We start from the raw sequence: 19,056 nt of genomic DNA on the forward strand, positions 1-19,056 counted from the left end.
GGTTCTAGTCAATTCTACTAATATAAGATACATATAATAAAGACATACTAGCCAAAATGTTGCTGTTTGGCGCTAAGACCAAACGCAACCAAGTGGGAAAAAAACTGGGTGCAATTTACTTAAAAAAAGGAACCACTCTGAAAAGGAAAATACGTAAATGCAACCAGGATCTCCAAGATTTGCAAATCTTGCCGAAGGGTTAGCAGTCTTGAGCCAGCAACGAGCAACTGGAGAGCTAATTTTGTCGTCGGAAGAACACCAATGGCATCTTTATCTTTTCTTGGGACGTCTGCTATACGCTATAGGAGGATCTCACCGCGTCCGACGTTGGCACAGAGCAATCACACAACATTGCCCAAGCTTTAAATCTGATTCTCATCTCCATGAGGATGAACTTTGGGAATATAATTTATTGAAGGTGGGCGTAAATCAAAACCAGTTAACTCTAACTCAGGCAAAAAGTGCGATCGCCAATATCGTGCATGAGGTTTTATTCACCTTAGTAGGCTATTCTGACCTGAGCAGCCGTTGGTTGCCAACAAAACTACATCCAATTGCTTTACTAGATCTAGAAGAATCTTTGCAGACAGCAGTTGATCTATGCGAACAATGGCAAAACATGGGTTTGGGAGAGCTTAGCCCTGACACTGCACCAATTTTGAAACAGCCTAGTGGTGATCGCAATTTAAATGTTCCTACAAGTTTACTCAGCTTAACCCAGCTAGTCAATGGCGAAAACACCATTTGGGATCTTGCCTTACAGCTAAAACAAAATGTCACAACCGTGGCAAGTACTTTACAGCACTTAGCTAACCAGGGCATGATAGAACTCTTAACCGTCCCAGATTTACCCGCTCCCATTGGAGTATCAGTGTCCTTGCCCCTAAGCGTGAACAGCCCTTCATCATCGCTTAAACTAACAACAATTCAACAAATTACCGCCAACGAACTAGCTCAGCAACTTCAAGCTTGTAGCTCCTCGGCATTTACAGGACACTTAGAGATTGAAGATTCTCAAAGACAGTGGAGCCTGTATTTCTACTTAGGTGATTTGAGCGGATGCGCAACTTCGGTGCATCCAATTCGCCGTTGGTGTAGACAGTTAGTTCAGCACTGCCCACAACTGAATGTTGAGCGCGAAGTGTATATTGGAGATACTTCGCCCACAATTCCAATCACTAGTTTCAGTCACTCTAAAAATTTACCTCAGTGTTGGGATTATGACTCCTTAGCAGAACTGGTAAAACAGGGACTCGTCTTGCATAACCAAATGACAGCAGTCATTGAAGGTTTAATCACAGAGATACTCTTCGATCTCCACCAACACTCACAACAGCACACATTGCCACTCACCTACAAGCGGATTCCTCAAGACTCCATATATACAGCAGATTCAGTATTGGTTTTGATTCCAGTCTCCGATGCTTGGGAGCAAACAATGCAGGCTTGGGAAGCTTGGCAGCAGGCAGGCTGGGTAGACTGTTCTCAGAACTTAGCTCCAGCAATTTGGCAAACTGAAGAATTGCGACGACAAACCTCACCCCAAGTTTACCACAGACTTACCAACTTAGCAGATGGTAATCGAACTTTAAGAGATTTAGCAGTTAAGTTGAAACAGAACGTGTTACCTATCATCCAATCAATTAAACCTTACCTTGCGCAAAGGTTGATCGGATTAGTAGAAGTTGAGGACTACAGTTGGGTTAATCGAGTTCAAACTACTAATCTTGAGCCTACAGTTATACCTCCACCCATAAACAAGATCCAGCCTCAACCGACTAGTCCCTTGGTAGCTTACATTGATGACAGCCAAAGCGATAGCATGACAATGGGTCACATTCTCACACTCGTTGGTTATCGGTATATTAATGTTCAAGATCCGGTGACAGCACTGCCGATTTTGCTAGAGAACAAACCTAGCTTAATCTTCTTAGATTTGGTCATGCCGATCGCCAATGGATATGAAATCTGTGCGCAAATTCGCCGCGTGTCAGCTTTCAAAAACATACCCATAATTATTCTTACCAGCCATGACGGAATTGTAGACCGAGTGCGGGCAAAAATGGTTGGCTCTTCGGGTTTTTTAGCCAAGCCCATTACTAGAGATAAAATTCTGAGAATTCTACAGAGGTATATACCGACTCCAATAGAAATTTCCGCACAAAGTAGAGACGTTTCATGGAACGTCAAGACAAAAATTGCCAACAGCTTAATTACGTAAGTATTTAGCAGAAATTGTGTTTTAACGACCAACAGAAAATTTTGTATTACTATAACCTATTTTATGACTACAGTGCTTTTAGTTGAAGATAGCTTGACCGAAACCCAAGTACTAACCCATTATCTTAAACAGGCGGGCTTAACGGTAGTTAGTGTTTCCTCTGGTGAAGAGGCTCAGATCAAACTTCAGTCGCACAAACCAGATGTGGTGATTCTTGATGTGATCTTACCGGGACAAAGTGGATTTGAACTTTGCCGCGAACTCAAAACAAACTCTAGTACTCAGTGCATTCCGGTGATTATGTGTTCAACCAAAGGAACTGAGGCAGATAAACTTTGGGGTTCAATGCTGGGAGCCGATGCATATATAGCTAAGCCAGTAAATCAACAACAACTGCTACAAACCATTGAGCAATTAAGTGACAAATAATGTATAGACGTTCCATCAAACGTCTTGATTCATGCTGTTTCAAAAAGAAGATTTATGCTGGCACGTAACTCAGTATATAATGAAACTATTGACCCACTGGGATTAGACCCACTACCAATAGAAACCAGATCTCGGTTGCTCCGCTTTTCTCTTGGGCAGGATAGTGCGCTGCTGCCTCTTGAGCAAATTGCAGAAATTATCAGGGTAAACTTGACAGAAACTATGCCAGTTCCAGAAATGCCTGAGTGCGTTTTGGGAATTGGCAATTGGCGAGGAGAAATGCTGTGGCTAGTGGATCTTAACCATCTTGTCGGCTATCCTTCCCTATCTGATCTCAAAGCATTATCTCCTGTGGCAATAGTGGTTCAAAGTAACGAAGGATCTGTGGGTTTAGTTGTTCAGCAAGTGGACGACATTGAGTTACACGATTTACAACAACTCCAAAAAGTGGCTCCTGGCTTCTGTCTTAGAACACTCCTACCTTTTGTCTTAGGGGTTGTGCTTGAGGACTATAGTACTGTTTTGGATGTCACAGCTATTACTCAGTGTCCTTTATGGCAGATACATCAGAAGGTGTAAGGGCTGGAAAAACTAAGTTAATAAGGAAACTAACATGACAACTGAAGATTTAGGTATAGTCTTGCACGAATTTGAGCAAACCGATTCATTATTTGAGATTCAGTCCCAGCAAAACCAGTCGCTTCCTTACAGCAACAGCGACAAGGAAAGAGCCGAGAATGGTAATTTAGATCCACAGTTTCAGGCTAATTTGGCTGTCATTGAGCAACACATCAAGCACGAGCGCCAACGCTTGTATAGTGTCGTCAGTCGGATGCGTCAAGCGGCAAATATTGACGCCTTGTTAATTGCCACAGTAATTGAAGTTCGTAACCTTTTACAAGTAGATCGAGCGCTCATTTACCGTTTTCAGTCAGAAAATCAAGGCACAGTATTGGCAGAGTCGCTAGTAGCAGGTTATACTCCAGCTCTGTCCGAGTCTCTGTCAGCGATCGCCTTTGGCGGTGAGAATCGGCTTTCATATCAGCAACAGCTTGTAGTCGCCTTAGATAATATTGAAGAAAAAGCTCTGAGTGCCCACCAACTCCAACTGCTCAAAAAGTTCCAAGTCAAAGCTTCGCTCTCGTTGCCAATTCTGCTAGACAGACAAGTATGGGGCTTACTCGTCGTGCAGCAATGCTCTGGTTTACGGCAATGGCAGGAAACTCAAATCAATCTGCTGTTTCAGATTGTCACGCAATTGAGTTTAATGTTGCTGCCTGAAGAATTTCGCACTCAAATGCAAAAGCAAACAGAGCAGGAAAAAATCCTCGCCAAGGCGATTGAAAAGATCCGTCAAACCTTAAACTTAGATACCATCTTTAAAATCACTGCAAAAGAAGTCCGCCAAATCCTCAACGCTGATCGAGTAGGTGTGTTCCGCTTTGTCCCTAATTCCGGCTTTAGTGATGGAGAATTTGTATCGGAAGATGTCAATGGCTACACTTCGGCACTAGCGGCAAAGGTTCACGACTACTGCTTTGGCGAACAGTATGCCGTCCACTACGCCAAAGGACAAATTCAGGCAGTGGCTGATATCTACAATGCAAACCTAAGCGACTGCCACATCAATATATTATCACAGTTTCAAGTTCGAGCAAACTTAATTATACCACTTCTCAAAGGAAGTAAATTGTGGGGATTGTTATGCATTCATCAATGCAGTAGCCCACGTCAATGGCAGCAGGATGAAATAGAGTTTGCCAAGCAGATTGCATCTCAGTTTAGCGTGGCTTTACAGCAAGCCGAGTATCTAGAGCAGCTACGGGAGCAGTCCATCCAAATTGCTAAAACTGCAGAGCGGGAACGAGCAGTAGTTAAAGTAATCCAAAAGATTCGCACCTCATCAGACATTGACACGATTTTCAAGACGACGACGCAGGAAGTCAGGAAACTTCTGGGCGTGGAGCGAGTAACCATCTACAAGTTTCGTCCAGATTATTTCGGCGACTTTGTGGTAGAGTCTGAGTCTGGCGGATGGGCCAAATTAGTTGGTAGTGCTTGGGAAGATCCTTATTTAAACGAACACTCTGGCGGCAGGTTCCGCAAAAACGAACCTTTTGTCGTCGATGATGTCTACAATGCCGATCTAACAGATTGCCATTTAGAAGCTTTAGAAGAATTTGGCATCAAATCCTGCATGGTTGTTTCTATATTCCAAGGGCAGAAGCTTTGGGGGTTGCTCTCGGCGTTTCAACACAGCGGCTCACGGCACTGGCAAGAGGGTGAAGTCAAGGTGTTGGCTCAAATTGGCTCTCAATTAGGGGTAGCTTTGCAGCATGCAGAATATATTGAGGAACTTCGTTCTTCATCACAAAGATTAGCAAAGTCCGTTGAACAGGGGACAATTTACAGCAAACTAGTATATAGACTTGGGTTAGCACTAATTCAGGAGAATTTTTCCCTCGACAAACTGTTAAAGATGGCTGTTCAGGAATTAAGGAGACAGTTGAAGTGCGATCGCGTAGCCATCTACCGCTTTAATCCGGACTGGAGTGGTGACTTTGTGGTTGAGGATGTTGGCAGCGATTGGATCAACCTCGTGGGAACTGACTTGGCTAAGGTTGAAGATACTCACCTCCAAGAAACTAAGGGCGGGAGGTATCGCCGAAGAGAAACTATCTGCGTAGACAACGTCCGAACTTCTGGGCATCAGGAATGCCACATCCAGTTGCTTACGGAGTGGGGTACGAAAGCTTACATGATTGCGCCCATCTTCATGAACGACCAACTCTGGGGGCTGTTAGGAGCTTATCAAAATGATGCACCACGTCATTGGGAACAAATAGATGTCAACTTGCTAGCCCAGGTGGGAGTGCAAATCGGTCTTGCGCTACAACAAGCAGAATACTTGGAGCAACTGCGCACTAGATCAGAGCAATTAGCAGAGGCTGGAACAAGAGAAAGAACTGCCAAAGAGCAACTCCAACAAGAGGTGATCCAATTGCTGAAGGCGGTGCAACCTGCTCTCAAAGGGGATCTCACCGTCCGTGCGCCAGTAACGCAAACTGAAGTCGGTACTATTGCCGATGCCTACAACAACACTCTGCAAAGTCAGCGAAAAATCGTCACACAAGTGCAAACAGCTTCGCTCCAAGTCTCCCAAACCTCCCAACAAAGCGTTGCCGAAATTGTTGGGCTAGCAAACCTTGCCCAGCAGCAGTTTCAGTCCCTCAACCGCGTTCTGGAGCAAATCCAAACGATGGTTAATTCCACTCAAGCCGTAGCGACGAACGCCCAACAGGTGGAAGTGGCAGTGCAGATGGCAAACCAAATTGTCCAGCAAGGAGATGCGGCAATGAACCGCACCGTGGATGGAATTCAAGATATCCGGGAGACAGTGGCAGAAACTAGTCAAAGGCTCAAGCGCTTTTCGGAATCTTCCCAAAAGGTGACTAAGGTGGTAAATTTGATTAGCAACTTTACGACTCAAACCCAATTGCTAGCTTTAAATGCAGCGATTGAAGCCACCAGAGCCGGACAGTATGGGCGCGGTTTTGCTGTGGTTGCGGACGAGGTGCGCTCTTTGGCGCGTCAGTCTGCCCAAGCCGCTACGGAAATTGAGCAACTGGTGGAGGAAATTCAAAAAGGCACGGCAGAGGTTTCCATTGCGATGGAAAATGTAATCCAGCAGGTGGCGGCAGGCACAACGCAAGTAGACAATGCCCGTCAGAATTTGAATGCGATCGTTGCTGCTACCACCCAAATCAGCCAACTTGTGGAGGGCATCACCCAGGCAACCCAAGTACAAACTCAGCAGTTTGACTCGGTAACGCAAACTATGACCGATGTGGCAGCGATCGCTAATAAGACAAAGGAGGATTCTATTCATATTTCTACCTCCTTCAAAGAACTTCAGGCAATGGCGCAAAATCTTCAGGCAAGTGCTGACCAGTTTAAGGTCAATTAAGGACTTTTGAGAAATGATTGACTCAACTATTTATGAACAAAGTTACCACTACTTTCTCCAAGAAGCGTCCTCACTGCTGCAAGTCATCGAACAAGAATTGCTCAGTCTTAGAGAAGGGTACAATATTAATAAATTTCATACTTTAATGCGGGCTACCCACACTATTAAAGGGGCAGCAGCCAGTGTTGGTTTGGAAACAATTAAAATAGTGGCTCACTCCTTGGAAGATATTTTTAGAGGACTTTGCCAACCCGACAAGTCAATTGATCCAGAAGTTGAAGCTTTACTGTTTGAAGGTTATGAGTGTCTCCGCCTACCCATAACCGCTCTACTCACAGGTGAGCATCATGATACCTCAGTTCTTGATCGCACCGCTGCTGTTTTTGCTCAACTGCAAGAAAAGTTAGGGGACTGTTTTGGTCAAGAAGCTTACATTCCCAGTTCGGTAGAATTGGGCTTCGATTTAACCCAGTCCATTTTTGAAATGGGTGTATCTCAAAGATTAGCACAACTCGTACTAGCCCTAGATAGTGGTGACACCCAGCAGATTGCCAGCACGCTGAGAACTCAGGCAGAAGTTTTTTTTGGGCTAGGCGAATCCCTGAACTTACCTGGATTTGGAGCCATCGCTACAGCGGCGATCGCTGCTTTAGACAGCCATCCAGAGCAAGCCCAAACCATTACCGCCACTGCTCTTGAAGATTTTCAAGCAGGACAAAGAGCAGTACTCAATGGCGATCGTACCCAAGGTGGACAACCGTCGTTGGCATTACAACAACTGAGTGAACTACACAGCAATTCAACTGAGCCAGTAGTGGACATATCGAGTGTAGCTACATCAAGTTACGAGGAAGCTAACTCGCTTTTAGAACTCGTCTGGGGACAAACAGCCGCCAATTCAAACGATACCGATGCTGCTCAAAAGGCATCAGCATCTCCTCCCTCTCCTCCTACCCCCTCAACGCACACCGTGCGGGTTAATGTTGACCATTTAGAAGAACTTAATTACTTCATTGGGGAATTGCTCACCAACCAAAATCGCTTGTTGCTGCAAAATGAACAACTTTGGGCAGCGGTGCGATTACTTCTAGTCAGGCAAAAGCAACATCAGCAACTGCTTAACCAACTCCAAGAATGGTCTTGTCGCCAGTTCAAACCAGAACAATTGCACAATCTGATCCACTCGATTGTGGAAGATGCTGTGCAATTAGGAGAAGCCACCGACGCCATTGAAATGTTCACTCGTCAGTCTCATGAAACCAAAGAAAAACAGCGGCGGTTGTTAACTAATACCCGTGATGCCTTAATGGAAGCTCGGATGTTGCCCTTGGGAAATCTTTTCGACCGCTTTCCCCGCATCTTGCAGCGGTTAGAATTGATACATAAAAAACAGGTAAGACTGGAGTTACGTGGATCTGAAGCTTTAGTCGATAAAGCAGTGGTGGAGAAATTGTATGACCCCCTGCTACACCTGCTGCGCAATGCCTTCGATCATGGAATTGAGTCTCCCAGAGTTAGACAACAACGGGGCAAGCCAGAGAAAGGTCTGATTGAAATCTGCGCCTACCATCAAGGTAGGTATTTGGTAGTTGAAGTCCGAGATGATGGTCAAGGATTGGATTTTGAACAGATTCGTGCTCTAGCGGTAGAACGTCAACTTATTTCGCCAGCACAAGCTAGGAGCCTGAATGAGACTCAGCTGACAGATTTACTTTTTGAACCAGGCTTTTCTATGGCATCCCAAGTAAATGACCTCTCTGGGCGGGGTATTGGTCTTGATGTGGTTCGTACTCATTTACATGCAATGCAAGGTTCGGTGGCAGTTGATTCTGAGCTGTATCACGGTACAATTTTCAAGCTGCAAATTCCCCTGAGCTTAAGTATCGGATCTGTACTGCTTTTTCAGGTCGGCGATCGCACTTATGGTTTGTTGAAGAATGCGATCAAAGAAATTCTGATTCCCTCGACAAACCAAATTCACACTTGGGAAGGTGGCAAAGTCCTCCGGTGGAGCAATGACGGGGTAAATCAACTTATCCCAATCTACCAACTAAAGAGCTTGAATTATTTCTCGTTAGAAAACCAACCCCAGTTGAGCCAGAATAAGCAGCCCAACGAACAGATGCAGCCCATCATTCTCATCCGTTGCCAAGATAAAATTCTTGGTTTGGAAGTAGATAGGTTACTTGGAGATCAGGAATTAGTCATCCGTCCTTTAGGCAAAATGATTGTGCCACCCAGCTATGTTTATGGAGGTAGTATTCTCGCTGATGGTCGGCTAACATTGGTACTAGATGGGTCAGCATTAATGGAATATCTGTTTAATCAACAAACTAACAGCACAGCACAGCACACACCCCTGCTCCTCACATCCAAACAACAGCCGCAATTGCCTCAACAGGCTCGTGCTACCTTACCAGCATCACCATTACCACAGTTAAAAGAAAGACCAAACAAAACTATTCTCCTAGTCGATGATTCAATTACCGTGCGCCAAACTCTAGCCCTCACCCTACAAAAAGCTGGCTATCAGGTGCTTCAAGCAAAAGATGGTTACGAGGCGATAGAACAACTCCAGCAGCACACAGACATTAACTTAGTATTCTGCGATATCGAAATGCCCCGGATGAATGGCTTTGAGTTCCTCAAAAACCGTCAGCATAACCCAGATTTAGCAAATATTCCGGTCGTGATGCTGACTTCTAGAAGTAGCGAAAAGCACCGCTTAATTGCTTTCAAGTTGGGAGCAACCGCTTATATTACCAAACCTTATCTAGAACACATGCTGTTAGCCACACTGACAGATGTACTAGAGAAAAACACTCTCAGGAGAGATGCATGGACAAAGAGTCAAAAGTAAGTAAGTTTATAGTTTTTAAGATTGGAGAAAATCTAATTGCGCTTTTGGTTAGTGATGTAATCAAAGTTGTGGATTGTTATGCGATCGCCACAAGGCAGACAACAATGGGGTTAGTCCAGTTAGGCAAGCATATAATTAAGCTTTTGGACTTGCACCAACAGTTAAGCTCAGGTGATTTACCTCAACAATGTAACCAACCAATTCTTGTAATTACGCGCAATTCTCAGGGGGAACTCTGTGGAATTTCAGTGGATGAACCTCCTGATTTATTAGAGTTACCGCTAGAATTTTTTCGCTTGCTGCCTCAGTCTTTTCGTTATGAGAAACCAGGGAACGAGATGCTCAGCCATGTAGCTGTTATATCCCACAAAGAAGTCACAAAAACGATTTTTCTACTAGATATAAAGGGGACTATTTCACTTTGGAATCAACATCAATTAGCTGAGTAAAACTTTGGATTTAAAGGAGATTATATCTTGCTTTGAGGGTATTTATAGTAGTATTTATAGTAGCACTGCCCACCAAAGCTCAGATATGTGCGGCATAGCCCAACCTACATAGACTTTCTTTCCTTGGCGCTCTTGGCGTCTTGGCGGTTACACAAAAAGATTAAACTTATTTTAAAGCAAATGCCTGATTAATATCCAGCATTAATATAGTTGAGGGTTGATCTTTGTGGTTTAAAATAGCAATTTGGCTCACCCAACTGGGAAGTCCAATGTGGTGAAAAGACTCAGGTACAGACTGAATACTAGTTTCGGAAATTTTGAGCAAGTTTGGAGGAGCGTCCACCAAAATACCGTATAATTCTTCTTGGCTGCCTTGGGTAATGATGAGAAAACGACCAAAGCAGTCGTTGTCTTGTTGATGATTTAAGTGAGGATCCAGACTAGCGCGAAGGTTGAGCAGCATGACTGTACGTTTACCCATTTGTGCGAGTTTTGTGTGTTTGAGAATTTTACTTAAATCGGGTGGACAGGTAATTACTTTAAATATGTTATCTATTGGTAATGCTAATATGTAGTTAGAAATTTTGAAAGTGATGTACTTACCTTCAGTCAGTGATGTCTTCATGAGAATACTCCCGCAAGCGAGTTGATAAGTCGTGATTTTTTTGTTTCCCTAACTCTGAGAGAATTTGACTGATAGTAGATAGCAATTGCTGCTCTGAATAGGGCTTAGTTAAGTAAGCAGTTGCACCAAGTTTCAATGCAAATTGACGATGCTTTAATGCGGTACGAGAACTTAAGATGAGAATGGGGATTTGAGATAAGCGATCATCGGATATGCAGTGAGTGAGAAATTCAAAACCATTCATTCGGGGCATTTCAATATCGCAAATGATTAAATCGACTTTAGGCTCAGTTTTCAGAATAGCGTTCGCCTCATAACCATCACGAGTTTGTAACGATTGATAGCCTGCTTTTTGCAACGTTAATACTAGCGCTTGACGCAGAGTAATTGAATCATCGATAATCATAATCGTGGGTTTACTAGACTCAATTTTAGATGGTTCTGCTAGTCTGGGAAGTGCAGGTTGTATTGAGCGTATCAACCCAGTTTTTTGTGATTCCATTACTTGCATCTGTTTATTCAAAATGAAATCAAGCAAGGTTGCACCGTTAATTACCAGTGTGAGCCTTCCGTCAGCTAAAATTGTGCCACCGTAGACATAGGATGGAGTGGATACTAACTTCCCGAAAGGACGAACCACTAATTCCTGTTCCCAAATAATGCGATCCACTTCTAACGCTTGCAGTTGATGGTGACTAGAAACAATCAACAACGGCAACGTATTTCCCCCACTCCCTTTCTCCCCTACTCCCCTAGAATAATCAAGAATCGACGAGAGCCTATAGATTGGGATTAATTCACCTTGTTCTAGTTGAGAACCTGAGGTAAGATTTAAACGTAGAACTCTACCATGCTCAGAGTAGTGAATTTGACCAGGTTTAGGTAAAAGAATTTGATCTATCGTATCTGCTGATAAAGCATAAACCTTTTCACCAGCTTGACAAACCAGTAATTTATCAATACTGAGATTAAGCGGGATTTGCAGAGTAAAAGTTGTACCTTTTTTTACTTCTGTATTTACAGCAACTTTACCTTGAATTGCCTGAAGTTGTACACGTACCACATCAAGTCCGACACCCCGCCCAGAGAGATCGCTAATTTGTTTAGCTGTGGAGAAACCAGGTTCAAAAAGCAACTCAGCTAATTGAGATTCACTCTTGGAGTTAGCTGTTTGAGCCGCAATTAATCCACATTGAATAGCTTTGTTTCGGATCGCATCAAAATCAAGTCCTTGCCCATCATCTTGCACGTCAATAAGCAGTTTAGTACCTCGATAGTATGCGCGAATTTCAATTTTACCTTGGACAAGTTTACCACGTTGCTGACGAACTTCTGCCGATTCAATACCGTGATCGAAGGCATTACGAACTAAATGTAAAAGCGGCTCATAAAGACGTTCGGCGATCGCTTTATCAACCAAAACTTCATTGCCCTTAATCGTTAAGTTAATTAGTTTTTTGTGTGAAGTTTGTAACTGTTCTAAAACCGGATGCAATCGATTCAAGACACTACCTAAAGGCAGCATTCGTGCATCTAAAAGAACATCACGAGATTTGGTAACTAATTTTTGCTGTTTGTTCAACAAATGAGTCTTTTGACGACTGAGTTGTTCTATGTGATCGATTTCTTGCTCTAAGTAAGCTGATTCTTCTACTAAAGTATGGAGCAACTCGTGAAATTGACTGTAAGAATCTAGTTCTAGCGTATCAAAACTAGGAGAATAAACAGAACCAAAAGGATTTTTGCGTTGCACCCCATATTCCAGTAGTAAAGGATTTGAACAATCTTGTAAATTGCCTAAAATTTGCTGGAATTGCCGCAAACGACTGAAAACTTTACGCAACGAACTTCGCATCTTGCCATCTTGTAGAAACTGACGGTTCTGATTTGTCAATAATTCTGCATTGAGGTAATTTAGTTGTTCAAGGTGTTCGACATTGACTCGCACAATTTTAGGAAGATTTGTTGGCGGGGGATCAAATCCAGAAGATGAGAAGTGAGTAGTTGATGCTATTGGAATTGAATCAGTTGAAGTATTAGACTCAAAATCATCTATTGCTACTAATTCATTGTGAGTAATTTCTTCCTCCTCAACAGATACAAATTTTAACTCCGCAAGTTGCTGTAAAGCAGAACTAGGATAATACAAGGTGTTACCACAAAGGATCGCAGCGTGGCAAGAACGAAAATCTTCCAAGGCGAGACGGGCAATAGTACGTGCTTGCCGGGGGTGATTGTCTAGTGCGGCAATTGTCGCTTGAGCAATAGCTAAGAAACCGGGAAGTTCAATTGCTTGAGCATAACCAACAAACTTTTGAGCTAAGTTGCGTAACAGAGTAATAATATCTTTCGGCTTAGCGTTAACAATATTTTGGGCAGTCTTTTCTAGCTCCGGAGCGATACTGCCCTCAAAGATAATTTGAATATTCTCAAAGCTGATTTCTGAAGGAGTTGAGGATTCTGGTGTGAGCAAGAAATCTTTAAACTTTTCTTGCAAACGAGATAAGATCAGTTTTGAGCGTTCTTCTAACTGCTGTGGCTCGACATGAGAGCCTGTAATTTCTGCCATGAGAGGATCGCGCAGACATTCATAACCCTCAAAAAACAAAGCTTTCATTTCAGAATCTATCACCACATTTGGCTGACAGATGGAACGGAAAACATCTTCTAATGTGTGCGCTATGTTCTTAATAGTTTCCCATCCAAATGTGGCAGTGATGCTTTTGATTGTATGAGTTGCCCGCATCATTGTGCGCACTTGATCAAGATTGCTTTGTTGTGCTTGTAAGTTGAGCAAAGCTTGTTCAATTGTGCTTAGTAATTCTGGAACTTCTAGGGAGAAGTGGTGATAAAGTTCGGTTTGGTAGTCGGGGTTTATATTCATGCTCAGCCTCTAGCTACCTTAAACTGGCTGGCACTGCGTTGTAAGTCTTGTGCCATGATGAGTAGTTCTTTGAAGGAAAGAGATAGTTTGATTGAATCGGCAGAAGTTTTGTTGGCGATCGCTGCTACATCTGTCATAGTTTCTGTAATTGATTGTGATTGTTGGTTTTGTACTTGGGTAGTATGGGTGATGCGCTCTACCAGTTGACTGATTTGGGTTGTTGCTTCAACGATCGCATTGAGTTGCTGTCGCACTTCGATCACTAACTTTGTGCCATCCACAACCTGCTGAATCCCCGTATCCATTGCTGCGGCTACTTCGGAAGTGCCTGCTTGAATCTCTTGTACTAGTTCCTCTATTTCGGCAGTTGCTTCGGCTGATTGTCCGGCTAGAGAGCGCACTTCATCGGCAACCACAGCAAAACCTCGACCATGTTCTCCAGCTTTAGTAGCTTCAATTGCTGCATTAAGTGCTAAAATTTGCGTTTGTGTGGTAAAATTACTGATCAAGCTCACCACGCGGGAAACTTTCAGACCAGACTCCGAAAGGCGCTTGATGCGTTTACTTGTTTCTGCAACCGTTTCTCGAATTGTCGTAATCCCATCCACAGTCTTATTCATAGCAGATTCACCTTCTTTGACAGTCTGATTTGTCTTTTGCACCGCGTCTTCAACTTGTCTGGCACTGGTAGCTACTGCTTCTGTAGAAGCCACCATCTCTTGAATTTGCTCAACTGCTTGGGAGAGGGCTTGAAATTGTTGTTGCGCTTGGTTAGCAAGCTTGACAATGGAGGATTCACTATTTTGAGAAGTACTGGCTACTGCTTGAGAAGCTTGCTGTACCTGCATCACCAACTTGCGCAGGTTCTCTAAAGTATTATTATAAGTGTCGGCAATTTTACCTACTTCATCGCCAGTAACTGGTGCGCGGACTGTTAAATCTCCTTGGAGCGCTGGTTGCACCGCAGATAATAGTTGTGCTACTTCCTGTTGCAATGCTTCGTTGGCTAGCTTCTCCCGTCTTGCGGCTTCACTGAGTTGTTGCGACTGAATTTCTAGTTGCTCTAAATACTCAGATTGCTGTAAGACAATGCCCAACTGTGTGGCTACTTGAATCAGCAAATTTACTTCACCCTCTTCCCAAGAACGAGCAGAAGTATTTTGATAAGTTAACAGCAAACCCCAAAGTTGCTGTTCATTCTTAAACAGTGGTGCAGCAATATAAGCTTTTGCCCCCCACTGTTCCAGAATCTCTCGACTAAAGGTAAGATCGGCAGAAAGATTAATGTCATTGACGGCGCTTGGCTCATTCTTACGATAGCGCCCACCGGAACTTTCTTGTAAAACAGGATCGGCGATGAGCGCCATATCTGTACCAGCTAGCTTCAGGTATCCGCTACCCACATCTTCAATAATGAACTCTCCACTCCAATCGCGGTTGAATCGATAAATGGCGACGCGATCAACGTTAAGCAATTGCCGCAATTCTTGGGTAATCGAACGGAACAGCGAGTCTGGTTTGAAGTTTTTTTGTTGCAAGCGTTCCACAATGCGCTGTCCAATTTTGAAGATAAATTGAACGAAGTTGGTTTCTCGCTCTGCTAGTTTTGCCAGTTGATCGGATTGTTGCCGTACTTGTTCAAGGTATTTCACCTGTTTGAGGGCAATGCCAACTTGAATACCCACCTGCACCAGAGAACTTAATTCTCCTTTCTCCCAAACTCGTGGTTTGTCATTTTGATATGCACCGAGCAAGCCCCATAATTGCTCTCCGGCAAACACTGGCACAATCATGTATGCTTTGGCTTCCATCTGCTCTAAGAGTTCGACGTGGCAAGAGGCGTGTCCTGTAGTGTAGATATCATTGACGACAAGGGAATCGTTGTTTTTGTAGCGACCACCTTGAGTCTCTTGCAAAAAAGTATCTTCTATGGTAGGAATAATTTCTAGCAACCGATTCCAGCCGATCGCTGTTGATTCAGCTACAAACCTACCGCTCCAATTTGGAAGGAATTGATACAGAGCCACTCGGCTACAGTTGAGCATTTGTCTGGTTTCTTGAGTGGCAATTTTAAAAATTGTTTCAATGCGATCTGCGGCTAGATTCTCCCGTGCTTGCCCTGATAATCGGAAAATTGCTTCTAAATCCATCGTGCGCGACAATCGGGTGGTTATGCGGGAGAGGGCTTGTTCGCGAGCTGCTGATTTGGCAATTTGCTTTGCAGATTGCTCAATCTTGATCTGAGCTTCCATCTGCTGTATGGCGACAGAAAGAGGTGAACTTAGTTGTAACATGAAGTTAACATCAGACTCTTGCCAAGCACGGGGACCAGAATTCTGATATGCTGCTAATAATCCCCAAAGTTTGCCATTGACAAACAGTGGTACAACTATGTAAGCACGACATTGGTATTTCTCCAATGTATCCATGTAACAAGGAGTGTAACCCATAGTGTAGATGTCATTCACCTGCTTATACCGTTCTCCACGGGCATATTCACCGCCTTTGCTATCTCTAAGATAGGTGTCTACTTCTTGCGTTGAAGCTGCAGTCAAACTTTTGATGGTACAGCGATCATATTCTGTCAAACTTCCGTGCAAACTACTATCACGCTCCTGAGTGTCTACTACTGATACCCAGCCTGCACCGACAGATTCGGCGATAAACTCCCCACTCCAATCTTCTTTGAAATGGTAGATGCCAACGCGATCGCACTTCAATAGGCGGCGAATTTCTACTGTGGCGAAGCGGTAAAGGTTGTCAAAATTTGGCGACTGTCCAATTTTTTGGGTAATACGGGTAACAAGCAACTCTTGTTCTGAACGTTGTTGCATCAATGCTTGAAATTGTGCTGGTTGTAGACAAATCAAGAATTCCCGCGCAATTTGATGCAGTAAAGTAACTTCTGCTTCCTGCCAAATTCGAGTTCTAGAGCATTGCTGCACAGCTAAAATTCCCCAAACTTTACCCTCCAGTTGTAGAGGAAAGTTTAAGCTGGCTTTAATTTGAAATTGCTGCCATAATTTGTGTTGATCTGGACTCAAATCTGCTGTTTCAACATCATCAAAACGAATCACAGATTGTTGTTCATAATCAGGAATTTGATAATAGCCAAAGACTACCATTGGCATTCCATCTCGTATTGCTGGTGTATAGCCGCGCTCAACTGACTCTTTCACTACACCGGATGCATCCCCATCAAATTTATAAATTAATACGCGATCTACTGCTAATATAGAACGGATCGTTGTCACTGCAATTTTAAACAAGTCATCTAAACCTGATGCTTGCTGCATTTGTCTAGCGATCGCCATAATTTGCTGCTGTTGCTGTTTGAGTATATCGGACGATATCAACTCTTCGTGAGTTAACATCGACTGGTATTCAGTCTTTTCTGTTGCTAAATTAGCAGATGGAGAGGAAACTTTTCGAGTTCTGCTATTTACTTTTGGACTACCATTTTTATTTTGATTTAAATCGGTATTCATAACTATTTTTTTGATGATTAAACTAATAATAATAGGCTAAGCATCTATAAGAAAAACTGAGCAACTGCTTTGGGATTTAAAACTGTTGAACCGTTTGGTAAATATCCAATAATAAAAGGAAGCAATTGAGTGGGAAACGAACCCATTCTTGCAGGTAATAGCTGATTAAGATGGTGCAGTTCAATTTCGTTCACCGATTTTACAACTAACCCAAAGTAATAGCTATCAACTTGAAGGACAATAGCTATTAGCTGTGGAGTTAAAACCTGTGCAAATATGGAATATCCACCAATCAAATGTTCTAAATCTATTAACCACAGCATATCGCCCCGCCAGTTATATGCACCTAAAACACTACTAGGGGTTTCCGGTACGCTTAAAATTTCCTCCAAATTAACCCGCAAAATTTCTGTAATTTGATCCAAGGGAATTAAACTATTTCCATAAGTTCCAATCGGAAAGCTGAGAAATCTTTGTCTATTGTCCTCTACTGGTATATCAAATATGGACTGATTTAAATTAGTAGTTGTTAATATCGAATCTAGGGAGGGTAACATAGTTTAATTTTGAATTAAATGAATGTGCTATCAATTAAATCCTGTAGAGACGTTCCGGCTGAACTTCTCTACAATAATTTAAATTGGTAATTTAATGACGAATTCTGCCCCCTCACTGGGAATAGAATTAACCGCTAAGGAACCACCATGTTTTTCGACAATAATTTGATGAGCGATCGCTAATCCTAATCCTGTTCCTTTGCCCACTGGCTTGGTGGTAAAAGCATATTCAAAAATATGCGGTAAAATATTTTCTGGAATACCTGCTCCATTGTCTTGAATAGAAATAATAATATTGGTATAATCAGCATTTAAAGCAGTACTAATAATAATTTGCGGATTTATTTTGTCACTTCTAAAAGAATCTCTTAAAGCATCAACTGCGTTTACTAGCAAATTCATAAATACCTGATTTAGGGGACCAGGAAAGCAGCGCACCATAGGCAAATTGCCATAGTTTTTGACGACTTCAATCTTAGGTTGTTTATCAATAGCATCAAGTCGATGTTTAAGAATTAGCAGTGTACTATCAAGTCCTTCATGTATATCAAAAGAAACCATTTCTTCATGATCATGACGACAAAAAATTCTTAAAGATGAGCTAATATCTTTAATTCTGATTGCGCTTCTATCCATAGAAACCAAGATATTAAATAAATCTTCAATTAAATACTCCAATTCAATTTCTTTAGCATGAGCAGCAATTTGAATATCCGTTGATTTTTGTTGATAAAGTCGGAGATGCTCGATAATTTCTTTAACATAAGTCGATGCGTAAAGAATATTGGCACTAATAGAGCCAACAGGATTATTAATTTCGTGAGCAACACCAGCAACCAATTGTCCTAAGAGAGACATCTTTTCACTTTGAATCAATTGAAGTTGAGATGTTTGTAACCGATTTAAAGCAAGAGTTAGTTCTGCGGTTCGCTCCTCTAATTTTTTATTTAAATTCCTCAGCTTGAGATGAACATTTACTCGTGCTAGTACATCCTCTTTTTGTAAAGGTTTGGTAATGTAATCTACAGCACCCAAGCTTAGTCCCTTCACCTTATCTTCTGTTTTATCTAGAGATGTCATGAAAATAATTGGAATATCTTGTGTTGTTTCTACTTGTTTAAGACGACAACACAATTCAAATCCATCCATTTCTGGTAACATCACGTCTAACAATATTAGACTTGGTGAAATCGCCTCTATTTCTTTTAGAGCGCTTTCACCACTATTAGCGATAACAGAATGAAACCCGGCTTGTTGTAATAGATTTAATAAAAATATTGAGTTTGTCGGACTATCATCAACTATTAAAATTGTAGTTTCTGCATAGGAATCCATAGCTAAGTGATTGAGCGTGTGATTCTCCTCAGGACGTATGATTATATTTGAGGAAATAATATATGATGTAATATAGTTTTAGCTGTAGTTATCTTGTTTGTCGCTCAGTAAAACCACTGGAATCTCTATGGTGCAGATAATATCTCGTTTTCGTCCGCCAAGAAATTCATTTCTTGGCAAGGCGTAAAATTAAATATAAAATACACGTTCACGTTCGTAGTATCGTGACGCTCAGAGAAAG

The 19,056-nt window shown here is 42.4% G+C and carries 11 protein-coding genes; 6 read left to right on the plus strand and 5 right to left on the minus strand.

The features are described from left to right. The first annotated feature begins 157 nt into the window (after window positions 1–157). From ICL16_RS28465 to ICL16_RS28490, 6 genes are all read left to right on the plus strand, one after another. The gene (locus ICL16_RS28465; RefSeq protein WP_202895762.1) at window positions 158–2,221 is read left to right on the plus strand and encodes a response regulator; all 2,064 of its coding nucleotides are present in this window, start codon (window positions 158–160) and stop codon (window positions 2,219–2,221) included. A 63-nt stretch (window positions 2,222–2,284) separates the two neighbouring features. Beyond that, window positions 2,285–2,650, plus strand: coding sequence for a response regulator transcription factor (locus ICL16_RS28470; RefSeq protein ID WP_190834890.1), 366 nt, complete (start codon window positions 2,285–2,287; stop codon window positions 2,648–2,650). Between the two features lie 54 nt (window positions 2,651–2,704). Then, window positions 2,705–3,229: a chemotaxis protein CheW gene (locus ICL16_RS28475; RefSeq protein WP_190834891.1), complete on the plus strand. Its 525-nt coding sequence runs from the start codon at window positions 2,705–2,707 to the stop codon at window positions 3,227–3,229. 34 nt (window positions 3,230–3,263) lie between these two features. Next, window positions 3,264–6,617 (plus strand): GAF domain-containing protein, encoded by a 3,354-nt coding sequence (locus ICL16_RS28480; RefSeq protein WP_190834896.1) that lies wholly within the window; start codon window positions 3,264–3,266, stop codon window positions 6,615–6,617. 13 nt (window positions 6,618–6,630) lie between these two features. After that, the gene (locus ICL16_RS28485) at window positions 6,631–9,477 is read left to right on the plus strand and encodes a hybrid sensor histidine kinase/response regulator (RefSeq protein ID WP_190834899.1); all 2,847 of its coding nucleotides are present in this window, start codon (window positions 6,631–6,633) and stop codon (window positions 9,475–9,477) included. Further along, window positions 9,456–9,926, plus strand: a complete 471-nt coding sequence (locus ICL16_RS28490) for a chemotaxis protein CheW (RefSeq protein WP_190834901.1) — start codon at window positions 9,456–9,458, stop codon at window positions 9,924–9,926. Before ICL16_RS28485 ends, ICL16_RS28490 begins: the two co-directional genes overlap by 22 nt. A 166-nt stretch (window positions 9,927–10,092) precedes the next feature. On the opposite strand, the gene ICL16_RS28495 is transcribed toward ICL16_RS28490, so the two are convergent. The 5 genes from ICL16_RS28495 to ICL16_RS28515 form a co-directional block, all read right to left on the minus strand. Beyond that, a complete protein-coding gene (locus tag ICL16_RS28495) occupies window positions 10,093–10,551 on the minus strand; it encodes a chemotaxis protein CheW (RefSeq protein WP_190834903.1) in 459 nt (152 codons plus the stop codon). Then, window positions 10,532–13,435, minus strand: coding sequence for a hybrid sensor histidine kinase/response regulator (locus ICL16_RS28500; RefSeq protein WP_190834905.1), 2,904 nt, complete (start codon window positions 13,433–13,435; stop codon window positions 10,532–10,534). Before ICL16_RS28500 ends, ICL16_RS28495 begins: the two co-directional genes overlap by 20 nt. A gap of 2 nt (window positions 13,436–13,437) precedes the next feature. Further along, on the minus strand, window positions 13,438–16,923 hold the full coding sequence (locus ICL16_RS28505) for a GAF domain-containing protein (RefSeq protein WP_190834912.1): 3,486 nt from the start codon (window positions 16,921–16,923) through the stop codon (window positions 13,438–13,440). Between the two features lie 44 nt (window positions 16,924–16,967). Continuing rightward, entirely contained in the window at window positions 16,968–17,480 is a 513-nt protein-coding gene (locus tag ICL16_RS28510) for a chemotaxis protein CheW (RefSeq protein ID WP_190834913.1), read from the minus strand. A 78-nt stretch (window positions 17,481–17,558) separates the two neighbouring features. Then, a complete protein-coding gene (locus tag ICL16_RS28515; RefSeq protein WP_190834914.1) occupies window positions 17,559–18,815 on the minus strand; it encodes a sensor histidine kinase in 1,257 nt (418 codons plus the stop codon). Window positions 18,816–19,056: the final 241 nt, after the last annotated feature.

The organism is Iningainema tapete BLCC-T55, from assembly GCF_014698965.1.
GTDB lineage: Bacteria > Cyanobacteriota > Cyanobacteriia > Cyanobacteriales > Nostocaceae > Iningainema > Iningainema tapete.